Source organism: Dyella sp. BiH032, from assembly GCF_031954525.1.
Taxonomy (GTDB): Bacteria; Pseudomonadota; Gammaproteobacteria; order Xanthomonadales; family Rhodanobacteraceae; genus Dyella_D.
On record NZ_CP134867.1, the window covers coordinates 1,752,647 to 1,775,442 of the forward strand.

Below are 22,796 nucleotides of genomic sequence, written 5' to 3' on the forward strand. Positions count from 1 at the left end.
ACGGGGCCGGGTAGATCACCGGCCCCGTCTTCTTTTCAGGCGAAGGAAAATCACATGAAGACACTCATGGCACGCCTTCCCCATCGTGCCCTCGCCGTCGCGTTGTCGATGCTCATCGTGACTTCCGCGACAGCCTTGCCGGGCAAGGACAGCAAGCCGGCGAACGCTGCCGCGGCGGCGGTGGATCTGGCCAACCCGCTGGTGGGAACGGCACCGCTCGACGACCAGACCCTGCTCGGCAACGCGCCGCCACCTGGCGAACCCACCTACACCGGCATGACCACGCCGGGTGCCAGCCTGCCGCAGAGCGCCACCGAAGCCGCGCCGGTCAACATCAATGCCGACCTGAGCTTCGCCACCGGCGTGCCCGTGGCCTACGACTACCGGCGTCCTACCATGTTCGGCTTCAGCGGCGGCGGCTCGACCTATGGCGCTCGCGGCGCACCCATCGTCATGCCCGTGGTGGGCGACTGGACGGTGCCGCCGGACTACGCGGCGTCGTACTACGACAAGGCCACCGAAAAAGCCTCGCCCGGCTACTACGCCGTGGACCTGGCCACGTTCCACACGAAAGCCGAGCTGACGGCTACGCAGTGGACCAGCCTGATGCGCTTCACCTTCCCGGCAAGCCACCGGTCGAACGTGGTACTGAATCTGCGCCGCGCCGGCGGCGATGTGGAGGTGGTGGACGACCACACGATCCGTGGCGTCGCCACGGCCGGCCGCCGCGACCGGGATGCCGATGGTCCTTTCTTCATCGCCGAGTTCTCGCGGCCGTTCACCACCTTCGGCACGTTTCGTTCCGAGGTTACCGCCAAGGGCGAGGGCCTGGGCCGCGAAGACGTGAAGGCGGGCCGCCGGCAGGTCTCCGGCGATTACGCCGGCGCCTACGTCACCTACGACACGAAGGCCGGCGACCAGATAGTGGTGCGGATCGCCCACGGCCACAGCGCCGCGGAAGCCGAGCAGAGGCTGCGCGCGCAGGACAGCGACACCGACTTCGACCGCGTGCATGCGAAGGCGCGTGCGCGCTGGGCGGAACTCTTCGAGCGCGTGGAAGTGACCGGCGGCACGCCGAAGCAGCGCATGCTGTTCTATTCGACGTTGTACCACTCCTTCGCCAGCCCGCGCATGATCGCACGCAAGGGCGAGCATTACACCGACGCCAACGGGCGCGACCAGGTGGCGGACTACGACCATTACGGACCGGTGCCGTTCTGGGACACGGGCCGCAACCAGATCGCCCTGCTGATGCTGCTGCAACCGAACGTGGTGCAGGACATCATGCGTTCCGAGCTGGACCGCGCCCGTGAGCGCGGCTACATGAACACCTCGTTCCACGGCGACCATGCCGTGCTGCTCTATGACGGCGCCTGGCGGCGCGGCATCGATTTCGATTACGCCGCGGCCTACGAGTACCTGCGCAAGAACGCCACCGATCCCAACGGCCCTCGCGGCGCCCTCGCCGAATACATGAAGCAGGGCTGGATCTCTGACGTTCCCGACGACAACCCCAGCCCGCCGCATGCCGACGGCAAGGCCGGCGTCGCCAAGACGCTGGAATACGCCTGGGACGACCATGCACTGGCCGACGTCGCGCGCCGGCTCGGCAAGACGGACGACGCCGACATGTTCACGCGCCGCGCCGCGAACTATCGCCACCTCTTCGACCCCTCGGTCGGCTTCTTCCGCGGCAAGACAGACGACGGCAAGTGGATCTCGCCATTCGACCCCGGCGAGCCTTACTACAACTTCATGATGAAGGAAGCCTCCGGCTGGTCCACGCTATGGCTGGTGCCGCACGACGTGCAGGGCCTGATCGATCTGCTCGGCGGTCGCGACGCCTTTAACGCGAAGCTCGACGCCTTCTTCTCCACGCCCTATACAGCCAAGGGCATCTGCCGCGACTGCACGGGCCTGATCGGCCAGTACGTGCAAGGCAACCAGCCGGACCAGCAGGCCGCCTATCTCTACGCATGGAGCGGCCAGCCGTGGAAGACGCAGGCGCTGGTGCGCCGCATCCTCGCCGAGCTGTACGGCAGCGACGCTACGGGCTACGGCTTCCCCGGCATGGACGACCAGGGCTCCACCGCGTCGTGGTACGTACTCAGCGCGATGGGTTTCTATCCGGTCGATCCATCGACGCCCGATTACATCCTGGGCAGCCCGATCTTCGACCGCGTGCGCTTGCGTCTGGGTAATGGCAAGGTGTTCGAGATCGTTGCGCGCGACAACTCGGCGAAGAACCAGTACATCCAGTCCGCCACGCTCAACGGCAAGCCGTGGAACAAACCGTGGTTCAGCCATGCGGACATTGCGCAGGGCGGTACCTTGGAGTTGACGATGGGGCCGGAGCCGAACAAGGGATGGGGCGCGGATGCGGGCGCGGCGCCGGCTTCGATGTCGGCACTGCGGCGGTGATGCTGGGGCGTGTGCGGGTGCCGTTTTGGGCAGCGTGCGCGGTGTTTTCGGATGGTTGGTTTGGGGCTGGTCGTTGGTCCTGCGTACGTTGATGCTTCGGGTGCTGGTTCGCGTTGCGGAGTGGGTTTTGCTCTCCTGCGGGAGAGCGATTGCGTAGGTTGGGGTGAGCTTGCGAACCCCAACGTCGGGCGCTGACGATCGCATCGCCTCTACTTACTCGTCATTCCGGCGCAGGCCGGAATCCATTGGCGTCAGCGCTCGGTTGTCGCCTTATCGCAAGCCTTGCCTCGCCCCTCGCGGGGCGAGGGTTTCGCTCTCCTGCCGGAGAGCGAGTTACTTCTTCTTGCTTGCCCATCCCCTCAAGGGGGACCACGAGAAGAAGTAACCAAGAAGAAGGGCCCCCTGCGCGGCGCCCTCCGCAGCCTACGCTGCTGCGGGTGCGTTGAGGGCTGGCCGGGCTTTTCGACAGGGCATCCATGCCCTGATCGAAAAGGCGGGGGCGTCCTGCCCCCGCCCGCCTGCGGCGGCCTGATCGTCCAGCCCTCACCGCCGCGAAGGGAACCCGGGAGATCAAGAGCGTGACGGAGCATCGCTTCGCTCGCTCTTGTTTGGTTTTCGCCTCGGTCCATCACTTCTCCTTCTCCCCGCCGGGGAGAAGGCGGGATGAGGGGCGGGGGCTCGCGAAAACGCAGCTAGCGCGAGCTCTTCAAATGCATCACGTAGATCGACGCAGCTGGTGCCTCGCCATCAACAAGAAGGCTGCGGGAATCACCAGCATCGACAGCAAGGGTGCGGTGAGCATGCCGCCCACCATCGGGGCGGCGATGCGCTGCATCACTTCCGAGCCGGCGCCATGGCCCAGCAGGATCGGCAGCAAGCCGGCGAGGATGACCGCGACCGTCATCGCTTTCGGCCGTACGCGCTGCACGGCACCCTCGCGGATGGCGTCATGGAGCGCCGCTACATCCATGGCGCCTTCCATGCGCCGCCGGTCCCAGGCGTGGCGCAGATAGAGCAGCATCACTACCCCGAACTCCGCTGCGACGCCGCCCAGCGCGATGAAACCGATCACCGTGGCGACCGATACCGCGTGTCCCATCGCCAGGATCAGCCACAGGCCGCCCACCAGGGCGAGCGGGACGCTCAGCATGATCAGCGCCGCTTCGTCGGCGCGGCGGAACACGGCGTAGATCAGCCCGAAGATGATCGCCAGCGCGGCCGGCACGACATACGCCAGCCGGTCCATCGCCCGCGCCAGGTATTCGAACTGGCCCGACCATGCCAGGGTGACGCCGGGTGGCAATGGCACCTCGCGCGCCACGGCCGCCTGCAGGCCGCGCACCACCGCGCCGAGGTCACGCCCCGCGGTATCGACGTAGACATAGGTGGCCAGCTGGCCGTCCTCGCTCTTGAGCATCGGCGGCCCCTCGCTCACTGCGACCTCGGCGATCTGGCCGAGCGTGAGTTGCGCCCCGCCGGGCGCCACGATCGGCAAGGCAACCAGCGCGGCGACCGAGTCGCGCATTTCGCGCGGATAGCGCACGACAATCGGATAGCGCTCGCGGCCTTCCACCGACTGCCCGATCGCATCGCCACCCACGGCGGCCGCGATCAGCGACTGCACGGCCTCCTGCGTCAGGCCATAACGCGCGGCCGCGTCGCGCCGTATGCGCACGTCCACGTAACGCCCGCCGGCACTGCGCTCGGCGATGGCCGAACCGACGCCGGGTACACGGCGCGCCACCGCTTCGATCTGGCTGGCCACGCGCTGCAAGGTCGCCACATCCGGCCCGAGCACCTTGATGCCGACCGGACTCTTGATACCGGTGGCGAGCATGTCGATGCGATTGCGGATCGGCGGCACGAACAGATTGGTCAGACCCGGCACCCTCACCGCGCGGTCGAGCTCGGCCTTGAGCTTGTCCATCGTCATGCCGGGACGCCACTGCGCCTTCGGCTTGAAGGTGATGGTGGTTTCGAACATCTCCAGCGGCGCCGGATCGGTAGCGGTCTCCGCGCGCCCGGCCTTGCCGAAGACGTGATCGACCTCCGGCACGGTCTTGATCATGCGATCGGTGAGCTGCAGCAGTTGCGCCGCCTTGCCTGTGGAGAGGCCCGGCAAGGCGGTGGGCATGTACAGCAGCGTGCCTTCGTCCATCGCCGGCATGAACTCGCTGCCCAGGCGGGCGAGCGGCCATAGCGCGCTCAGGAGCAGCACGCCTGCCAACACCAGCGTGCTTTTCGGATAGCGCAGCACGCGGTCCAGCACGGGCCGATACAGCGCGATCAGGCCGCGGTTGAGCGGATTGTCGCGTTCGGCACGAATGCGGCCGCGCACCAGATAACCCATCAGCACCGGCACCAGGGTCACGGCCAGCCCGGCGGCGGCCGCCATGGCATAGGTCTTGGTGAAGGCGAGCGGCTTGAACAGCCGTCCTTCCTGCGCTTCCAGCGCGAACACCGGCACGAAGGACAGCGCGATGATCAGCAGGCTGACGAACAGGGCCGGGCCCACCTCGGCGGCGGCTTCTGCCATCAGCGCCCAGCGTTCCGCGCCATGCGGGTCCGCGCCCGCATGCGCGTCGCGCCAGTGCTCCAGATGCTTGTGCGCGTTCTCGATCATCACCACCGTCGCATCGACCATCGCGCCAATGGCGATCGCGATGCCGCCCAGCGACATCAGGTTCGCCGACACGCCCTGCAGATGCATCACGCCGAACGCCGCGAGCACACCGAGCGGCAGGCTGATCACCGCGACCAGCGCCGAACGCAGGTGACCGAGGAACAAGGCGCACACCAGGGCGACGACGAGGAACTCCTCCGCCAGCTTGCCCCACAGGTTGTCGACCGCCGCGTCGATCAGCTGGGCGCGATCGTAGGTGGGCACGATCGTCACGCCGGCCGGAAGACTGCGTTGCAGTTCGGCGAGCCGGCTTTTCACCGCGGCGATCGCGGCCTTGGCGTTCTTGCCGGAGCGCAGCACGATCACGCCGCCGGCGACTTCGCCCTGGCCGTCCAGCTCCGCGACGCCGCGGCGGAAGGCTGGGCCGCGGCGCACGCTCGCGACATCGCGCAGCAGGATGGGCACGCCGTCCTTGCCGGTGCCCAGTGGTACCTGTTCGAAGTCCTGCTGGCGGCGCAGGTAACCCTCGCTGCGCACCATCAGCTCGGCTTCGCCCTGTTCGATCACCGAGCCGCCGCTGGCGCCGTTGGCTGCGCGCACGGCGTCCACCAGTTGCGCGACGGTGAGTTGCCGCGCGGCAAGCGCCTGCGGGTCGGGCACGATCTGCCAGGCGCGCTCCATGCCGCCCAGGCTGGCGACTTCCGCCACGTCCTGCACGGTCTTCAGCTGATAGCGCAGGAACCAGTCCTGCAACGCGCGCAACTGACCGAGGTCGTGCCGTCCGGTGCGATCCACCAGCGCGTACTCGTAGATCCAGCCCAGGCCGGTGGCGTCGGGTCCCAGCGACGGGCTGACGCCGGCAGGCAGCCGGTCGCGCACCTGGCTCAGGTATTCCAGGACGCGCGAGCGCGCCCAGTACAGGTCGGTGTGTTCGTCGAACAGCACGTAGATGTAGGAGTCGCCGAAGAACGAGTATCCGCGCACCGCCGTCGCGCCCGGCACCGACAGCATGGTGGTGGCGAGCGGATAGGTGACCTGATCCTCCACCACCTGCGGCGATTGTCCGGGCCAGTTGGTGCGCAGGATCACCTGCGTGTCGGAGAGATCGGGCAGGGCGTCGATCGGCGTGCGCCACGCGGCGTACGCGCCGGCCAGGGCCAGCACCAGCGCGGCGAGCAGCACCAGGCCGCGATGGGCGATCGCCAGACGGATCAGGCGGGCGATCATCGGGCGTTCTCCATCGGCGCCATCGCCGGCACGCTGGCCGCGGCGGCGGGTGCGGATTCCAGGCGCTGCAGCGCGCCGGAAAGACTGGCTTCCGAATCGAGCAGGAACTGGCCGGAGACCACGATCTGTTCGTCGCCGCGCAGACCGGCGACGACTTCGGTGTAGCCATCGGCGGCACGCCCTGTGCGCACTCCCACCGGCCGGAAGCGGCCTTCTCCGGTGGCGACGATCACGCGTGGGCGATCGCCACCGACGATCAGCGCTTCGGTGGGAATGGCCAGCACGGGCGCTTCCGCACCGGGTGAGAAAGCCACGCGCACGAACTGGCCGGGGCTGAGCCTTCCCCCGGCATTGGCCAGCACGATGCGCGCGCGCTGCGTGCGCGTGGCCGGATCGATGTCCGGCAGCAGGCTTTCGACCGTGCCTGCGATCGCTTCGCCGGCGAGCGCGTCGCCGCGCACGGTCACCGGCGTGCCGGCCCGGATGCGGCCGGCGAGCGCCTGCGGCACCGCCGCCTCGACCCAGATGCTGCCCAGGCCGTTCAATGTCATCAGTGTCTGGCCCGCGGTCACGCGCTGGCCTTCGCGGACGTCCAGCGTGATCACCATGCCCGCCTGCGGCGCATGCAAGGTCACGCCGCCATCGGCGGCGCGCGACGCCTTGAGGTCCATCGCCGTCAGACCCAGCACGCGCAAGCGCTGTTGCGCCGCCGCGCGCAATGCCTTCGCTTCGGGCGACTGCACCTGGCGCAAGGCGTCGGCTTCGGCAAGGGCGCTGCTCCAGGCCGGCGCCAACAGGTCCGCCAGGGGCGCGCCGGCGGCAACGGCGGTGTAGGGCGCCCGTACGCGCAGATGCGTTACCACGCCATCCACCTGCGCACTGACGACGGTGGCCTGGCGCGGGTCCCAGGTGACCGTGGCCGGCGCATCCAGCTCGCCGGTGAGGACGCGCCGCTGCACGGGCGCAAGGCGCACGCCGAGGTTCTGCGTGGTGGCGGCGTCGATGCGCATGCTGCCCGCGTCGTCCTCCTGCTGCGCGTACTTGGGCACCATCTCCATGCCCATCGGCGACAGGCCGGGTTTGTCGAAATGCTGCGCGGGCACCATCGGGTCGTACCAATACAGCACGCGCTGCGAAGCCGCGGCGGCAGGCGCGGTGCTGCTTGCCGCAGAGTTCGGCGAGGCGGCGGGGCGCCGGCCCAGCCCATAGCCGGCCAGGCCGGCGAGGCTCAGTGCAGCTGCGATGGAGAGCACGATCGTCAAACGCTTCATGGGGTGTCTCCTTCGGGCAGCAGATAGGCGAGCGCGGCCCAGGCGCGACCGTAGTCGGCCTGCATGCGTGCGTAGTCGGCGTGGTGGGACAGCTCGTCGCGCCGCGCCTGCAGCAGCGGCTGGATGTCGCCGCCGCCGCGATAGGCGGCAAGCGCGAGCGCGGAACGATCGCTCGCCAAGGGCAGCAGCACGTCGCGATGCCGTCGTACCTTCCGCCCCAGTGCCTGCCATTGCGCCCAGGCCGCTTGCACCGCTTCGGCCTGCTGCCGCCGCGCGTCCTCGTGCTCGGCCTGCACCGCGTCCAGTTCGGCGGCGCGCGCGGAGATGCCGCGGTCCTGCCGGTTGCGCGTAAACAGCGGGAGACTGACTCCGACCTGCAGCGACACCATGTCCGACAGGCCACGCACGCGCGAGCCATAGCTGGCGCCTAGCGACCATTGCGGATGCTTGTCGGCACGCGCTTCGGCCAACGCCGCTTCAGCAGCGCGTTCGCGCGCCGCCCAGCCGAGCAGCGGTGCCTGCTGATCGAGCCGCGCCAGCAGCGCGGTTTCGTCGCTGGGCATGGCCGCGAAGTCCGGGGCGTCGCTCAGCGGCTGGTCGGCGGCATCGCCCAGCCAGCGCCGCAGTTGCGCGCGTGCCTGCGCTTCCTGTGCCGTCACCGTGTCGATCCGGTTGGCGAGATCCAAGGCTTCCATGCGCGCGGCCAGCACATCGGCTGCGCTGCCGCTACCGCCGCGCAGCCGTGCGTTCGCGGCGGCTTCGTCCTGTGCCCACACCGATTGCAGCGCCACCAGCATGGCTCGCTCATGCTCGGCGCCCCAGGCGCCGATCCAGGCCCCGGCCACCTGCTGGCGGATACCCAGGGCAGTACCGGTTTCCTGCGCGGCGGCCAGTTCGACGTTCGCCGCGCCCATGGCGCGTTCCGCCTGGCGTTTGCTCGCCGAGGGCAGCGCCTGGGTCAAACCCACGGTGCGCATGGTCATGCTGTCGCCGCCGGCGGTGAACGCGCCGGGGCCCTGAATGGCCAGGTTGTCGATGCCCACCGTGAGTTGCGGATCCGGCAAGGCGCCCGCGCGCGCGGATTCCTGCTGGGCCGCGCTGGTCTGCGCGCGCCGTGCCGCGAGCATCGGCGCGTGCGCCACGGCTTGCCGCAACGCCTCGTCGAGGGTCAATACCGGGGAGGCCGCCCACGCGGGCGACACGATGAAGATGACGGCCACCCACGGCAGCCGACGCAGGCGTCGCGCGCGTGCCGCGCCGACGCCGAACCAGGAAGACAACATGATGAACTCCCATCACACAGGCACACGGCCGCGCAGGCGCGCGGCCACCGTCAGCGAGTGCGAGGGAGGGCTAGATCAGGAGGGAGCAGAACCGCAGCGAAGGCGGGGGATCCGGTGGGTACAGCTCCGGATTGGGCAGCGGCGCGCGCGGGGATGCATGCGAGACCGCCTTGGCGACATCCGCGAAGTCCGCCGGCAGCAGCAGCGGCGGAACCACGGGTGTCTTTGCGTCCGGTGTGGCGGGCACGTGGCTCGCGCAGTGTTCGGTGCAGCGCGGATCCACTGGATGGCCATCCGAGGGGCCGGGCGATCCCATGCCCATGGCCGCGCAGTCGTCCATCATGGCAACGGTCGGTGCCGGCGCGGCCGGCAGCGTGCAGACGTACGCGGCCATCGCCAGCTGCTGAAACAGCAGGCAGAACAGCACGACGCCAGCCCAAAGGAGGCGACGGCGGCGGCTGAGGCGTGGAAGGCGCGGGCGCATGGCGACTCGCATCATACCCGGGCTGGACCCGGGTCCGGTCAAGTGCCGCGCGCGCGGACGCCCGAGGCCTGGCGCCGCTGGTTGCGATCCGGCAGGAAGCTCATTCGACCGGCGCGGGAGCGCAGCCCTTCACGCAACGGAAATAAGCCATCTCCCTGGGGTAATCGATCGTCACCGCGAAATGCTGGAAGACGTTGCCGCCCACGGCGCCTTCGGTGGGCTTGTCCATCATCTGCGCCATGTACTCGTGGAACGCCTTGTCCGGCCGCTCGGTGAACCAGACCGGTCCGATCGACCAGCCCGCGATCTGTACCTTGGGCACCTCGATGATGCGCTGGACCGACGGATGGGGGACCAGCGTGTCGGCCTGCTCCAGCACTCGCCAGTCGGGGTGTTTCTTGTGCCACTGGTCCAGCTTTCCGGTCGTGATGTAGCTGGTCACGCCTTGTCCCTGCACCGTCGGCGTGCCGCTGATCTTGGCCGCCGATGGCGTCGGTGCAGCGGTGGCGCCGGTATCCAGCAGCATGTCCAGCGTTTCGCCGTCGACGACGATGGGAAGGCGCGCGAAGCCCGTCGTCTGTTTGCCTGCGTCGTTGTATTGGAAGCCCAGCTTGGTCCCGTGCGCGGCGGAGGCAGGGCGCCACGACGGACTCTCCAGCGTCATGCGCCGCGCCGGATAGTCGAAGGTCCAGATGCGGCCCGACAGGTAGGCACCGCCGAGTTGGCCTTCCAGGTGCTGGTTGGCGGGCAGGGAGACGACGAGCAGCGCCGCACCGCACGGGCCATCGATCGGCGGCGGAAGCGCGCGCCGCGGCTGGTAGTCGGGCAGGCGCGCGACCTGCACGTGGGTATCGCCCAGCGCGCAGTCGTTCGTCGGCAAGTGCAATCGCTCCGCGGTCGCCTTGGCAAACCAGTACATGCCCGAACTACCGCCGCCGCCGGTGTCGACCAGCAGTTTCAATCGTTGCCCGTCGCGGGTCTCCGGTACGGCGAAGAAATGGCCCGCCTCGTACACGGTGGGTATGACCTGCGCCGTATCGGCCGGTGCTTCGCCGGCGTGTACCTGCAGCGCGCCAAGCGCCGCGAAGGAGAAAGCGACCACGGCCGAACGCCTCATATCCCTGTCCCTGCGTTGAAGTGACTGCAGAGATTCGGGCCGGCTCGAGGGCGGTGCCAGTATCGAAGGTCACATGGCGGAAGGACATGCGAAAGCATCGCAGACATTCGCCGCCGCGCCCGGCTCAAGCCGCGCCGCCAGGCCGCCAGCGCCATATGTGCAGAGCAGGTTCACGCCATATCGACGCAGTGCTTAGCCCGTTTCCCAAAAATACAAAGCTTTCCTGCCGAACAGGCCTTCCTATGACGCCATCCCCTCTCTGCAGTTTTGGCGTTCCCGGCCTGGACGCCGTATTGCAAGGCGGGCTTCCTTCCGGCCATCTTTACCTGCTCGAAGGCCAGCCAGGCTCCGGAAAAACCACACTTTCGCTGCAGTTTCTGCAGGAAGGCGTCAAGGCTGGCGATCGCTGCCTCTACGTCACGCTGTCGGAGACCTCGGAGGAGCTGAGGGAGGTCGCCGCTTCCCACGGATGGGATCTGGGCGGCATCGACCTCATCGAGCTTTCGTCGGTCGAGGAGGTGCTGGGCGAAGAACGCAACCAGTCCGTGTTTCATTCATGGGAAGTCGAACTCGGGGAAACCATCGGGCTGATCAAGCAGGAAGTGCAGCGGCTCGAGCCCAGGCGCGTCGTGTTCGACAGCTTGTCGGAACTTCGGCTGCTCGCCCAGGATCCCCTGCGCTACCGCCGCCAGGTTCTTGCGCTCAAGCAATTCTTCTCGCCGCGTAATACGACGGTGCTGTTCATCGACGATCTGACCAGCGAGGGGAGAGATCGCGACACGCACCTGCACAGCATCAGCCATGGCGTCATTTCGCTCGAACGCTTCGCGCTGGAATTCGGTGCGGCCCGGCGCCGCCTGCAAGTGCAGAAAATGCGCGGCCATGCCTTCATGGCCGGCTATCACGATCTGAGCATCCGCACCGGAGGCGTGGAGGTGTATCCCCGGCTCATCGCCGCCGATCATCATGTCGATTTCAGCCTGGGCCCGGTCCTCAGCGGTGTCGCGCATCTGGATGAACTCAGCGGCGGCGGTTTCCTGCGCGGCACCAGTACCTTGCTCACCGGGCCTGCCGGCACGGGGAAAACCACCCTCGCCATGCAGTACGTCGGCGCGGCTTGTGCCCGCGGCGAGTGTTGCCAGGTATACGAGTTCGACGAGCGCATCGGCACGCTGCTCAATCGGACCGAGGCGATGGGCATCCCGTTGTCACGCTACATCGAGGAAGGCCTGCTCGAGATCACGCAGGTCGACCCGGCGGAAATGCCGCCAGGCGAGTTCGCGTGGCGGGTTTTTCGTGCGGTCCAGGAACGGCGATGCTCCATGGTGGTGATCGATAGCTTGAACGGTTACCTCTCCGCCATGCCGCAGGAGAAGCATCTCCTGCTGCAGATGCATGAGCTGCTCGCGTTTCTCAATCAATCCGGGGTGACGACGTTCCTGATCAATCCACTCTTCGGCCTGGTCGGTTCGCTGGATACCGGCCAGCTCAATGTGTCCTATATCGCCGACACGGTGGTCCTGCTCCGGTTCTTCGAGGCGGAGGGCCGCATTCGCAAAGCCATTTCCGTCATCAAGAACCGCGCCGGAAAGCACGAGGACACCATCCGCGAGCTGCATATCGACGGCCGCGGCCTGCGCGTAGGCGAGCCGCTAGCGGATTTCCGCGGAGTACTCACGGGCACGCCTGAATTCATCGGAGCAGCCAAACCGCTGCTGGAAGCCCGGGATGCTTAGCGAAACCGCGCGCGGCCGGCGGGTGGAAGTCGTGGCGCCCTGGCAGCACGACGGCAAAAGCCTGGTCGAGGTGTTGACGAAGAACGGCTACCGTGCCGCGCTTTATCCGGACCAGGTGACTTTGGCCACGCATCTCGATCAGCAGACCGGCATCGTCATCCTGACCCAGGAAGCGTTGCAGAGCGGCACGGACGCCGTGCAGCGATCGCTCGCCGCCCAGCCGGCGTGGTCGGACATTCCGTTCGTGGTCCTGCAATCGGCCCGGTCCGGGCAGGAAATCCACGTCTCGCCGCTGCCGCGCACCATCCTCAATGTCATCGAACTCGAGCGCCCCCTCGGCTCGGCTTCGCTGCTGAGCGCTGTCGAGATCGCCATGCGCTCCCGGCAGAAACAGTTCGAGATCAGGGACCGCATGGAAGAACTCGCCGCCAGCCGCAAGGCGCTGGCCGAGAGCGAAGCGGAGCTGCGGCGCATCACCGATGCCTTGCCCGTGCTGATCGCCTTGCTCGATACCACCTGCCGCTATCGTTTCGCCAATCAGGCATACCGGGAATGGTTCGGCATCGATCCGGCGGACATGCTGGGCCGGACGGTCGAGCAGGTGTTCGGCGAGGCCGCGTGGCGCGCGCAGGAAGACGCCATGCGCCGTGCGCTGGCCGGGGAGGCCGTGCGGATCGAGCTGAGCCTGCCGCTTCCCGATGGCCGGCGGCGCGAAACCGAGCTTCGCTATCTGCCGCGGACCGTCGGTGGCGGCCGCATCGACGGCGTGCATCTGTTCGCGGCGGATATCACCGAACGCAAGCATGCGCTGGAAGCCATCAGCCAGGCGGCCGCACGCCTGGAAAAACGCGTTGAAGAACGCACCGCGGCGCTGCGGATGGAAATGCAGGCGCGCTCGGAAAGCGAGGCGGCGCTCCGGCAGGCGCAGAAGATGGAAGCGGTCGGGCAACTGACCGGCGGCATCGCGCACGACTTCAACAATATGCTCACCAGCATCATCGGCGCACTGGACATCGTCGCCATCCGGATGAACGACGAGCGGACCGCCAAAGTCGTCCATGCCGCGATGGAATCCGCGCGCCGGGCCGCGGCGCTGACGCAGCGCCTGCTAGCGTTCTCGCGGCGGCAATCGCTGGATCCCAGCCCGGTCGACGTGAATGCGCTGGTGCAATCGATGCACATGCTGCTGGCGCAGACGCTGGGCGAGCGCGTACGGATGGAAGTCGACCTGGCGCCGCGCCTGGAGCGGGCGCTGGTCGACGCCAACCAGCTGGAGAGCGCGCTGCTGAATCTGTGCCTCAACGCCCGGGATGCGATGCCTGACGGCGGGCGGCTCAGGATCGCCACCCGGTTCTCGGCGTCCATGCCGTTGCTCCGCCCAGATCATGAGGCGAACGCTGGCGGATACGTGGTGCTCGACGTGGCGGACACCGGCGTCGGCATGGAACCGGCCGTCAAGGAGCGCGTCTTCGAACCCTTCTTCACGACCAAGCCCATCGGGCAGGGCACGGGCCTGGGGCTTTCGATGATCTACGGCTTCGTGCAGCAATCGAAGGGTTGCATCGACCTGCAATCCTCGCCCGGCGAAGGGACCACGCTATCGCTCTATCTTCCGGTCGCGCCCGCCGCCGCAGCCGCCGCCCCGTCGCGCGAGACGGCGGGGACCACGCCTGGCGACGGCCAGTTGGTGCTGTTGGTCGAGGACGATGGCCAGGTGCGATTGCTGGTCAACCTCCTGTTGGAGGAACTCGGCTACGTGGTCGTGGCCGCGCGCGATGCGACCGAAGCGACGTCCCACATCGCATCGCTGAGCCATATCGATCTGCTGGTGACCGATGTCGGTCTGCCGGGCATGAACGGGCGGCAGCTTGCCGAGCTGTTCCGCGAGAAGCATCCGTCTGTCCCTGTGCTTTTCATGACCGGCTATGCCGAAAACGCGGCCGTGCGATCGGAGTTCCTGGGGCCGAACATGACCATGATCGCCAAGCCCTTCGCGCTGGACGTATTCAGCCAGGCCGTCACCAACGCACTGGCCGGCGTGAAGTGAGTTGCCGCGCGGCATGCCGCGCGATGAGTCCGCCAGCGGAACGGCAGAGGCGTGAAAGAGGTCTTGAGGCGAATCCCACGCGGTCTAGAAGGACGACACCCTAAGGTCGTGCCCAGGCGCTGAGCGCACAGGCGCCTAAACCCTTATCCGGTGCGCGACCATAGAGGAATCTTTCATGCCTGAGTCCAACAAAAACCGCGGTGGTGGCGATCACGCCACGCACGAGCAGCACGTCAAGGCCGGCGAGCAGAGCCACAAGAACCAACAAGCCGACACCAAGCAAGCCGGTTCCAGCGGCCAGCGTGGCGGCAGCCACGAGCAGCACGTCAAAGCGGGCGAGCAGAGCCACAAGAACCGTTGATCTCCCGGGCGGCGCCACGGAGCCGCCTCTCTCTTTTTTTGGGTGCGAGCGTCATCGATATGGATCAGGGCGTGCCTCCGACAAAAGCTCGAATGCCCGTAGCACGGATCATGCGAAACGCTTCGGGCCCACGTAGGCGTCGTCAGTCTCCGAGGCATGGCCGAACGCGGGCGCGGCCGGCATCCAGCGTGGACTGAGTGCCGGCCATGCGATTCGGCCATGGCACGTTTTGCGTGACGTGCGCCGGCACCGAATCTATCCTTCGGCAATCAGCGCGTGAGCGGGAAAGCCATTCCACGCATGGCAGCGCCGTGGCAGCGCGGTATCCGGGGAGTGACCGTGTGAGCATGCTGCGTTTTCGCGCCACTATCGAACTCAACAACATCAACCCTTACGTGCGCGTCAGTGCCGAGGACGCGCAGCGGTTGAAGCCGGATTGGCGCAAGCCGATGCCGGTGCGTGGCCGCGTGAACGGCAAGCCGGAAGCGTGGTGGCGCATCAACATGATGCCGATCGGCGACGGCTCGTTCTATCTGTACCTGCATGCGGAGGTCCGCAACGCGGCGGATTGCAAAGTGGGCGATACCGTCGAGGTGGAATTGGCGTTCGACGAGGACTATCGAAGCGGCCCCGTTCATCCCATGCCGCCGGCTTTCCGCGCCGCGCTTGAACAGAATCCCGTCGCGCTTCAGGCCTGGGAGGCCCTGATACCCAGCCTGAAGAAGGAAATCCTGCGCTACTTCGAGCAAGTGAAATCCGCCGACGCCAAGGCCCGCCATCTCGAACGCGCGATGTACGTGCTGTCGGGCGGCAAAGGACGGTTCATGGCGCGCTCGTGGAACGGCGACGGCGACTAGTCGCGCTGCGCGTCGATCAGCTGGTGAAGCTGCGTGCACGCCGCGGCAACCTGCGTCTCGTTGACGGTGGCGATCCCCAGCAGCAAGCCCGGCCGGGCGGCCGTGCCTCGTGCATACCACGGCGAGAGTGGCGTAGGGGTCAGCCCTCGCTCGATAGCTTTCTGGACGATCGCCACATCCGATAGTCCCTCCGGCAACTCCACGATGGCCGCCAGGCCACCGAGGCGGACGCGATAGCCTTTGCGTTCCAGCACGGCCTGCACCGCCTGGCCGCGCGCGGCATAGAGCCGCTTCGAACGGCGCAGGTGCTTCATGTAATGGCCTTCGTGCATGAACTGCGCAATGGCGTTCTGCACGGCCGGGCCGGGGGCGGAGCCGAAGCACAGCGTCGCTTCGGCAAACCGGTTCACCAGGGGCGTGGGCGCGACGATGAAGCCGAGCCGGAGCGCCGGGCTGATGGTCTTGCTGAAAGAGCCGATATGGATGACGCGGCCCGCGCGATCGAGCGATGCCAACGCCGGCGCGGCGCGACGATGGAGTTGCAGCTCCCCCAGATAATCGTCCTCCAGGATCCATGCCCCCGCGCGTTCGGCCCACGCGAGCAGAGCGAGCCTCCGTTCGAGCGACAGCGTCGCGCCCATGGGCGCCTGCTGGCCCGGCGTTACCAGAGCGAGCGCCGCATCCGGCGCCTTGTCCACGCCATAGGCGACGTCGATGCCGTCCTCGTCCACTGGAATCGGAGCGGGGAGGAGCCGTGCGAATTCCAGCGCGGCCCGGCTCTGGAAAAAGCCGGGGTTCTCTATCCAAACCCGGCGGCCTTCCAGGCCCAGCACCTGCAAGGCCAGTCCGAGCGCGCCGGCGAAGCCCGCGGTGATGAAGATCTGCGACGTACGGCATTCGAGCCCGCGCGCCAGCGCAAGATGCGCGGCGATCTCGCGCCGCAGCCCGATCTCGCCGCGCGGGTCGGGATAAGCGACCGGCGCGGCGACTTCGGCACGCGCCGCCTGCGAGCGCAGGCGGGCAAGCAGGCTGCGGGGAAATCCGTCCGTGGCCGGCACGCCCATCTGGAAGATGGCCGGACGGACGAGCAGGTGGTCGTACAGCGCAGGCGGTGCATCCGCCTCGGCCGGAAGCATCGCGCGCCCGGCGCCGGCCGGTTGGTGCGCCACGCGGGTTCCGCCGGGGCGCGAGGAGACGATCACCTGTTCGTCGATCAAGCGCTCGTAGGCGGATTTCACCGTTCCGCGCGCCACGCCAAGTTGCGCTGCCAGAGCCAGCCACGAGGGCAGCTTCGCCCCGGGTTGCAGCACGCCGCTGGCGATCGCCGCGATGACGCCCTGGCGGATCTGCTCGGCCAGCGTGGCCTTGGCGGACCGGTCGACCTCGATGTGCAGGGGATGGGTCATGCGCCATGGTACATCCATAAAACCCAGTTTTGGTTCTTTTGAATGGCCTTTGGCGAGCGCACGATGGCGCCGTCATTGAAGGAGTCCCCCCATGAAGCCAACGACGCTTTTCTCCGTCCTGCTGACCGCTGCCGCGCTGCTGACAGCCACCGCGGCGGGCGCCCGGGCGCCGGCCGAGTCGGTGAGCCCCAACTTCTCGCACGCCATCACCAACGTTCCCGGCAAATCGCTCGTCGCGGTGGAGGTGAACTATCCGCCGGGTGCCGCTTCGGCGCCGCACAGCCATGCCAAGTCGGCCTTCATCTACGCCTACGTCGTGTCGGGCGCGATCGAGAGCCAGGTGGACGACGGCCCCGCGCGCGTCTACACGGCCGGCCAGGCCTTCTACGAAGAACCCGGCGCTCACCACCGCATCAGCCGCAATGCGAGTAAGACCGCACCGGCCAAGCTGCTTGCCGTGTTCGTCGTCGACACCGGCGACACGCCCCTGACCACTCCCCACGAATAGGTTGTCTCATGTCACTGCGCATCGATTACACCAACGCGTCACCGGCCGGCATCAAGGCGCTCGGCCAGGTCTATGGCTACGTCGCCCAGTCGGGTCTCGATACTCGCCTGATCGATCTGGTCTACCTGCGCATCAGCCAGATCAACGGCTGCGCCTACTGCCTGGACATGCACACCCGCGCCCTGGTCAAGGAAGGCGTCGCCGTGGAAAAGCTCGCCTTGCTGCAGGCATGGCGCGAAGCCGGCAAGGTGTTCGACGAACGAGAGAAGGCCGCGCTCGCCTGGGCCGAATCGGTCACTCAGGTCGCGCGGACCGGCGTACCGGACCACGACTTCGACGCGGCGCACGAAGTGTTCAGCGAGAAGGAGCTGGTCGACCTGACCATCGCCATTGGCTTGATGAACGCCTACAACCGGCTCGCGATCAGCTTTCGCAATCCGCCCGAAGCGGCCCGCGCGGCCGAGCACTGATCGGGGGAAGGTCGTGTCACTGGGCAATTCAAAGCTCCGCATGCCCGACAGCGCGCTCGCTCGCGAAGCAACACAACTGCTTCGCGACGCGGCGAGCGACCTGCTGTTCCGCCACTCGCTGCGCGTGTATGCCTGGGGCGCTCTTGCGGCAAGCCGCAAGGGCCTCGCGTTCGATCCGGAGCTGCTCTACGTCGGCGCGATGTTCCACGACTTCGGGCTTACCGAAGGCTTCCATCGAAGCCCGCTGCGCTTCGAAGTGGACGGAGCGAACGCCGCGCGCGACTTCCTGCGCAGCCATGGCATCGCCGAGAGCGACGTTGGCAAAGTGTGGACGGCCATCGCCCTGCACACGACGCCGGGCATTCCCGAATTCCTGCATCCGGAAGCCGCCTTGCTCCACCTGGCTGCGGGCATGGACGTCGCGGGCGGCTCGTTCGAGCAGTTCACGGACGAAGAGCGGGAGAGCGTACTGGCTACGTATCCGCGCGACGAGCGTTTCGAAGAGCGCATCATCGACGCCTTCCACGAGGGGCTGAAGGAGCGCCCCATGACCACCTTCGGCAGCTTCAACGACGACTTCATCGCATTCAAGGACCCGGCGTTCCGGCGCGTGGACATCTGTAGCGTGATCCTGCAGTCGCCGTGGACGCATGGCGGAAGGTGAGAGCGGTGCCGTTCGTCCCGCGTGTGCTTTGCCTTGCAAAGCGGTGGAACCGCTGGCGGTTGAATCGGGTCGCCATGGGCGAGGGACGAAATCGCTTCACGGACTTGGCTTTCGGGCGGTCTGGCTGATCAAAGCTGGCGAGGACGCCTGCCCAAACCCCTCCCGCGGTCAGCGGGAGGGGTTTTTCCTGATGCCACCTGTGAAACGGGGATTCTCGGCGCGGCTTACTGGTAGCGTGCCACCACAAAGGCCGTCGGCGAGTTGCCATAGCCCGCAGCGACGATCTTGCCGTCACTCTGTAGAGCGATCCCCAGAATGGCGGCATTCGCACTACCGACCGTGGTGGTGACAGGGCCGAAGCTGTAGTCCTGGTTGCCGGACGCGTCGTAGCGGTTCAAGGTCAACTGGCGGTAGCTGCCCGTCGTGGAGTAGCCGCCGATGATGATGCCTCCATTGGCGTCGATGGCCACGTCGTTGCCGATCGCGTCGCTGCTGCCGACGGCGGTGAGGACGCTGCCCGTGCCTGCCCCAAAGGTGCTGTCCAACACGCCGGCGCTCGTGTAGCGAGCGACCGCAAGCTGGTAGTAGCCACTGGCCGTGCTCTTCGCATAGCCGCCGGCGACGATCTTGCCATCGCTTTGAATGGCCACCGACATGGCGAGGGCGCCGTTGCCGGAGAGAGTGCCAGCCACATGGGTCAGCACCTTGCCGCCGGACCCGAACGTGGTGTCCAGCGCGCCACTGGTGGAGTAGCGCGTCAACGCGAAGACGGTGCCATCGCTGGATGCGTAGCCGGCGAGCACAGGCTTGCCATCCGCCTGGATGGCCAGACTGTTGGCGAACGCGGTGTTGGTGCCCACCGGGGTGGTCACCATGCCGGTACCACTGCCGAAGCTGTAATCCAGCGCTCCACTGCTGGTAAGGCGCGCCAGCGCAAAGCCGGAACCGGCGTAACCCGCCACCCAGATGGAACTGCCCTGTACGGCAACGGCATAGGCTTCCGATGCACCCGCGTAGAAGTTGATGGTCACCTTGCCCGAGCTGCCAAAGGTGGTATCCAGCGAGCCGTCCGTGTTGTAGCGATAAACGGTGAAGTTGCGGATGGAGTTGAAGTTCGGGCACGAGGTACCCGCCGCGACGATCTTGCCGTCCGATTGCAGGGCGAGTGCGCGCGCCTGCCCCGAGCAGCTGCCGGATGGCGCGGTGGTGACCTTGCCGGTGCCGTTGAAGCTCGTGTCCAACGCGCCGTTCGTCGTATAGCGCGTCAGCGCGAAGTCGCCGTAGGCATCCTGGCCGGCAGCGACGATCCGTCCGTCAGGTTGAATGACCACCCTGGCGGCGGAACCGTAGTAAGGGAATGGGGTAGACGTGATGCCCGCCGTACCGAACATGGGGTCCAGCGATGCGGCCCATGCGGGCGATGCAAGTGCGCAGATCGCACTGATGGCCATGCCAAACGAAATCTTCATCCTGTTGCTGAACATGCTTCCTTCTCCCTGTCGAATGTGGCCGAACCTATAGCTTTCCGTTCAATTCACTGCCGTTTGCCGCGCAGCCCCCTGCTGACGCCACCTCCTCTTGGAGTTGAACCCGGTCTTGATAGCCATCCCTGGTCGATCCGATGTCGGCGAGCCCGATGCGGCGGAACCCACTGCCGAAGGGTGTCCGTAAGCTTCCTTGCCAACCCGATCATTATCCGGCTTGCCTGTCTCACGGATTGCGCCGGATGGCGCTGTGGTTTGTACAAGCGGTACATCCATGGGCTTGCCTCGAAGCGGGCATGTCACACGCACTCCGGCGAGCGTTGAACGCCTCGCTGGTGCGGGCCATGGGGCTTATCGATATAGTCCGGTGAGGTCCGCTTTTGACCCGAAGCAGCCTTAGAGAAATGAACCTATGAGGTGCGTATGGCCGGACCCGTCTATCTAGTTGCTCATGCTTGCTTCCGATGCCGCAAGAGCTTCAAGACCCGCCCAAGAAGGGACGGAAGCGCTACATGCCCTCAATGTGGAGGACCGCTTCACCTCATGGGGCGCTCTTTTCACGCGCCAAAGCTTAGCGACAAGGAGCAATGGGAAAAGGTACGGCGCCTTCATCAAGCGGGCTTCCGATTCTTCAGTTACCGCAGCATGTCCGGTCCCGCATTGCCGACCAGGCTCGCAGACGTGGATGCGTTCATCACTGACAATCCGTCGCACCCGCTGCGTATAGCAGCAGACCCGTGAATCGGTAAGGTCGGCTGTCGACCCAACGCGGACCTTTCACGCGCATCACTTCTTTTGTCGGAGACTCCCGGCGTGAACCTAGCAGAGCCCGGAAACGACTTCTTTCCCGAAGCCTTCCTAACACCGAGCAAAAGAGGCTGGGCGACCAATGAGCTGGCCTCGTATGGGGAGAGGGCGGTACCCCTTCTTCGGGCAATTCTCGACGGGTCAGCGGTCAACCGATACGGAGTGCCGTATCGGCGCTTGGGTATGCCGGTCGACTGTGCCCTCGTCACTGTCAAGATGCTTGGTCCAACTGCTAACTCACTGCGGGAACTGGTTCAAGCAGAGGTAGGTGCAGGCCATCCATACGCCGATGCGACACTTAGGGCGTTAGGCTAATCAAATTGTCTGCTTCCGACTCATAGCAGCCGCCATACGGCAAGAGTTAGGCACGGTGAGGAATCAGTTCATGGGAAGAACTTGCGAATCATCGATGCATCGCAAGCAGCTCCTCGCTAGCGAAGTGGCGGTTTGCTACTACTGCTTTGCCGAGTTTGCGCCTGATGCCATTAGCGAGTGGTGCGACGGCGACGATCAGGGCCAGACAGCGATCTGTCCGTATTGCGGTGTGGATGCAGTCGTCGGTTTCAATGGCCCCGTGGATGCAGCGTGGGTAAAGGCAGCCCATCAGCGGGGCTTTGGATAGATCGAGCATTGCGACGTCCCGATAGCGGACATTGACAGCGGAGCGGTGCAGTTCATGGTGCCCACGTCCGCTTTCGACCCAAAGCGAACCTAATAGTCCGAGCAATGGAGAGGGACTTGTAATGATGGCCGAACGACTTGCAGAGGCTGGATACAAGCTTGCAATGGAGGTACGGGAAGGGCGCTGGGATCACGTCTCTGACTCGAACGAGAAGCCTTCAAAGGCTTACGTGCCATTGATTGACGAGTTGAGGCGGTGCCCTGGCTACCGCGACGACGACTACAGCCGTGCCTTAGCGGATGGCCTGTTCAATAGCAGATAGCGTCCGCTTTCGACCCAACGCGGACCTTCGACGAAATCAAGCCCGGCCCACTCCCTCAGGCATCACCCAACGAAACCCCCGTCAACACTTCACTCAACGCCCAGAGCCTACGCGCCGCAACGGGATCGGTAGCCCAGCGGCGGACGCCAGAGGAGAGTGAGCTCGAACGGGTGGCGGTGACCTCGTCGTCGGGCATCAGGGTGGCGATGTCGCAGTCTTCGCAGTAAACGCCGCCGATGTCGTTCAGCAGGGGACTCGTCGCTGCCCAGATCGAGGTGGCGGCGCCTTGCTCGGTGTTCTTCATGCCGCGGCTGAGGTCGGCGATAGGGCGGCCCTGGTCATCCAAGCCGCCCACACGCTGTAGTTCCTCGCGACTCATGTATCGCGCCAGGTCGGTGATGATGCGGCCCGGGTGCACGGAATACGCGTGTACGCCATGCGGCGCGCCCCGTTCGTCCAGCGCTAGCGCGAAGAGCGCATTGGCCGTCTTGGACTGGCCGTAGGCCACCCAGCGGTCGTATTCGCGGCGCTCGAAGTTCCAATCATCGAAGTCGACTTGCGCATAACGGTGGCCCAGCGAGGACAGCGAGACGACGCGAGCGCCCTGGGCGCGCCGGAGTGCCGGCCAGAGGCGGGCGGTAAGCTGAAAATGCCCCAGATGATTGGTCGCAAATTGCATCTCATAGCCACGGGCATCGCGCGTGAGCGGGCAGGCCATGATGCCGGCGCTGTTGATCAATAGATGGAGCGGTTCGCCCTTGGCAAGGAAGGCGGATGCAAACCCGTCGATGGAGGCCGGGTCGGCGAGATCCATGGCGACGAGTTCGGCGTTCATGCCGGCAAGGTTGGCCTTGGCTTTCGTCATGTCGCGGGCGGGAACGATGACTCGCGCTCCGGCATCGAGCAGCGCGCGGGTGGTTTCCACGCCGATGCCGGAATAGCCGCCCGTCACGATGGCGTTCTTGCCGGATAAATCGATGCCGGCGATGACGTCACGGGCGGTCGAGGCCGCGCCGAAGCCGGAGTGGAGCGGAGATTGAGCATGGGGCATGGAGGCATTCCTGGGTGGGTCCGGCGATCTTAGGC

16 protein-coding genes are annotated in these 22,796 nt (G+C 66.5%); 8 read left to right on the plus strand and 8 right to left on the minus strand.

The annotated features are described in order from the left end of the window. Window positions 1–54: 54 nt before the first annotated feature. Complete coding sequence (locus tag RKE25_RS07835) at window positions 55–2,421, plus strand: GH92 family glycosyl hydrolase (protein WP_311841679.1); 2,367 nt, start codon at window positions 55–57, stop codon at window positions 2,419–2,421. A gap of 715 nt (window positions 2,422–3,136) precedes the next feature. Here RKE25_RS07835 and RKE25_RS07840 read toward each other — a convergent pair. The 5 genes from RKE25_RS07840 to RKE25_RS07860 form a co-directional block, all read right to left on the minus strand. Further along, the gene (locus RKE25_RS07840; protein ID WP_311841680.1) at window positions 3,137–6,271 is read right to left on the minus strand and encodes a CusA/CzcA family heavy metal efflux RND transporter; all 3,135 of its coding nucleotides are present in this window, start codon (window positions 6,269–6,271) and stop codon (window positions 3,137–3,139) included. Next, window positions 6,268–7,542: an efflux RND transporter periplasmic adaptor subunit gene (locus RKE25_RS07845; protein WP_311841681.1), complete on the minus strand. Its 1,275-nt coding sequence runs from the start codon at window positions 7,540–7,542 to the stop codon at window positions 6,268–6,270. The genes RKE25_RS07840 and RKE25_RS07845 overlap by 4 nt, the downstream gene beginning before the upstream one ends. After that, on the minus strand, window positions 7,539–8,825 hold the full coding sequence (locus RKE25_RS07850; protein WP_311841682.1) for a TolC family protein: 1,287 nt from the start codon (window positions 8,823–8,825) through the stop codon (window positions 7,539–7,541). Before RKE25_RS07850 ends, RKE25_RS07845 begins: the two co-directional genes overlap by 4 nt. 70 nt (window positions 8,826–8,895) lie before the next feature. Then, window positions 8,896–9,309: a hypothetical protein gene (locus tag RKE25_RS07855; RefSeq protein WP_311841683.1), complete on the minus strand. Its 414-nt coding sequence runs from the start codon at window positions 9,307–9,309 to the stop codon at window positions 8,896–8,898. A gap of 100 nt (window positions 9,310–9,409) precedes the next feature. Next, a complete protein-coding gene (locus RKE25_RS07860; protein ID WP_311841684.1) occupies window positions 9,410–10,426 on the minus strand; it encodes a hypothetical protein in 1,017 nt (338 codons plus the stop codon). A 242-nt stretch (window positions 10,427–10,668) separates the two neighbouring features. Between RKE25_RS07860 and RKE25_RS07865 the strand changes: the two genes are divergently transcribed. The 4 genes from RKE25_RS07865 (at window position 10,669) to RKE25_RS07880 (ending at window position 15,427) form a co-directional block, all read left to right on the plus strand. Beyond that, the gene (locus RKE25_RS07865; protein WP_311841685.1) at window positions 10,669–12,162 is read left to right on the plus strand and encodes an ATPase domain-containing protein; all 1,494 of its coding nucleotides are present in this window, start codon (window positions 10,669–10,671) and stop codon (window positions 12,160–12,162) included. Continuing rightward, window positions 12,155–14,209 carry a PAS domain-containing protein gene (locus RKE25_RS07870; RefSeq protein ID WP_311841686.1) on the plus strand — a complete coding sequence of 685 codons (2,055 nt, stop codon included), beginning with the start codon at window positions 12,155–12,157 and terminating at the stop codon, window positions 14,207–14,209. Before RKE25_RS07865 ends, RKE25_RS07870 begins: the two co-directional genes overlap by 8 nt. 175 nt (window positions 14,210–14,384) lie before the next feature. Next, window positions 14,385–14,570 (plus strand): hypothetical protein, encoded by a 186-nt coding sequence (locus RKE25_RS07875; RefSeq protein ID WP_311841687.1) that lies wholly within the window; start codon window positions 14,385–14,387, stop codon window positions 14,568–14,570. A gap of 347 nt (window positions 14,571–14,917) precedes the next feature. Continuing rightward, window positions 14,918–15,427: a YdeI/OmpD-associated family protein gene (locus RKE25_RS07880; RefSeq protein ID WP_311841688.1), complete on the plus strand. Its 510-nt coding sequence runs from the start codon at window positions 14,918–14,920 to the stop codon at window positions 15,425–15,427. Here RKE25_RS07880 and RKE25_RS07885 read toward each other — a convergent pair. Further along, entirely contained in the window at window positions 15,424–16,833 is a 1,410-nt protein-coding gene (locus RKE25_RS07885; RefSeq protein ID WP_311841689.1) for a PLP-dependent aminotransferase family protein, read from the minus strand. The genes RKE25_RS07880 and RKE25_RS07885 overlap by 4 nt on opposite strands. A 91-nt stretch (window positions 16,834–16,924) precedes the next feature. Here RKE25_RS07885 and RKE25_RS07890 point away from each other — a divergent pair, with 91 nt between their 5' ends. The 3 genes from RKE25_RS07890 to RKE25_RS07900 are packed head-to-tail and all read left to right on the plus strand — an operon-like array spanning window position 16,925 to window position 18,475. Further along, a complete protein-coding gene (locus RKE25_RS07890) occupies window positions 16,925–17,341 on the plus strand; it encodes a cupin domain-containing protein (protein ID WP_311841690.1) in 417 nt (138 codons plus the stop codon). 8 nt (window positions 17,342–17,349) lie between these two features. Beyond that, the gene (locus RKE25_RS07895) at window positions 17,350–17,811 is read left to right on the plus strand and encodes a carboxymuconolactone decarboxylase family protein (RefSeq protein WP_311841691.1); all 462 of its coding nucleotides are present in this window, start codon (window positions 17,350–17,352) and stop codon (window positions 17,809–17,811) included. A 40-nt stretch (window positions 17,812–17,851) separates the two neighbouring features. Further along, window positions 17,852–18,475: an HD domain-containing protein gene (locus RKE25_RS07900; protein ID WP_311841692.1), complete on the plus strand. Its 624-nt coding sequence runs from the start codon at window positions 17,852–17,854 to the stop codon at window positions 18,473–18,475. Between the two features lie 224 nt (window positions 18,476–18,699). Here the strand turns inward: RKE25_RS07900 and RKE25_RS07905 are convergent, their stop codons facing one another. Continuing rightward, window positions 18,700–19,959: a hypothetical protein gene (locus RKE25_RS07905; RefSeq protein WP_311841693.1), complete on the minus strand. Its 1,260-nt coding sequence runs from the start codon at window positions 19,957–19,959 to the stop codon at window positions 18,700–18,702. Window positions 19,960–21,765: 1,806 nt separating this feature from the next. Then, window positions 21,766–22,761 (minus strand): oxidoreductase, encoded by a 996-nt coding sequence (locus tag RKE25_RS07910; RefSeq protein ID WP_311841694.1) that lies wholly within the window; start codon window positions 22,759–22,761, stop codon window positions 21,766–21,768. Window positions 22,762–22,796 lie beyond the last annotated feature (35 nt).

Excerpts from the sequence above, each read along its gene's own strand:
- RKE25_RS07835 (WP_311841679.1), top strand. The coding sequence starts at position 55 with ATGAAGACACTCATGGCACGCCTTCCCCATCGTGCCCTCGCCGTCGCG.
- RKE25_RS07840 (WP_311841680.1), bottom strand. The coding sequence starts at position 6,271 with ATGATCGCCCGCCTGATCCGTCTGGCGATCGCCCATCGCGGCCTGGTG.
- RKE25_RS07845 (WP_311841681.1), bottom strand. The coding sequence starts at position 7,542 with ATGAAGCGTTTGACGATCGTGCTCTCCATCGCAGCTGCACTGAGCCTC.
- RKE25_RS07850 (WP_311841682.1), bottom strand. The coding sequence starts at position 8,825 with ATGTTGTCTTCCTGGTTCGGCGTCGGCGCGGCACGCGCGCGACGCCTG.
- RKE25_RS07855 (WP_311841683.1), bottom strand. The coding sequence starts at position 9,309 with ATGCGCCCGCGCCTTCCACGCCTCAGCCGCCGCCGTCGCCTCCTTTGG.
- RKE25_RS07860 (WP_311841684.1), bottom strand. The coding sequence starts at position 10,426 with ATGAGGCGTTCGGCCGTGGTCGCTTTCTCCTTCGCGGCGCTTGGCGCG.
- RKE25_RS07865 (WP_311841685.1), top strand. The coding sequence starts at position 10,669 with ATGACGCCATCCCCTCTCTGCAGTTTTGGCGTTCCCGGCCTGGACGCC.
- RKE25_RS07870 (WP_311841686.1), top strand. The coding sequence starts at position 12,155 with ATGCTTAGCGAAACCGCGCGCGGCCGGCGGGTGGAAGTCGTGGCGCCC.
- RKE25_RS07875 (WP_311841687.1), top strand. The coding sequence starts at position 14,385 with ATGCCTGAGTCCAACAAAAACCGCGGTGGTGGCGATCACGCCACGCAC.
- RKE25_RS07880 (WP_311841688.1), top strand. The coding sequence starts at position 14,918 with ATGCTGCGTTTTCGCGCCACTATCGAACTCAACAACATCAACCCTTAC.
- RKE25_RS07885 (WP_311841689.1), bottom strand. The coding sequence starts at position 16,833 with ATGACCCATCCCCTGCACATCGAGGTCGACCGGTCCGCCAAGGCCACG.
- RKE25_RS07890 (WP_311841690.1), top strand. The coding sequence starts at position 16,925 with ATGAAGCCAACGACGCTTTTCTCCGTCCTGCTGACCGCTGCCGCGCTG.
- RKE25_RS07895 (WP_311841691.1), top strand. The coding sequence starts at position 17,350 with ATGTCACTGCGCATCGATTACACCAACGCGTCACCGGCCGGCATCAAG.
- RKE25_RS07900 (WP_311841692.1), top strand. The coding sequence starts at position 17,852 with ATGCCCGACAGCGCGCTCGCTCGCGAAGCAACACAACTGCTTCGCGAC.
- RKE25_RS07905 (WP_311841693.1), bottom strand. The coding sequence starts at position 19,959 with ATGTTCAGCAACAGGATGAAGATTTCGTTTGGCATGGCCATCAGTGCG.
- RKE25_RS07910 (WP_311841694.1), bottom strand. The coding sequence starts at position 22,761 with ATGCCCCATGCTCAATCTCCGCTCCACTCCGGCTTCGGCGCGGCCTCG.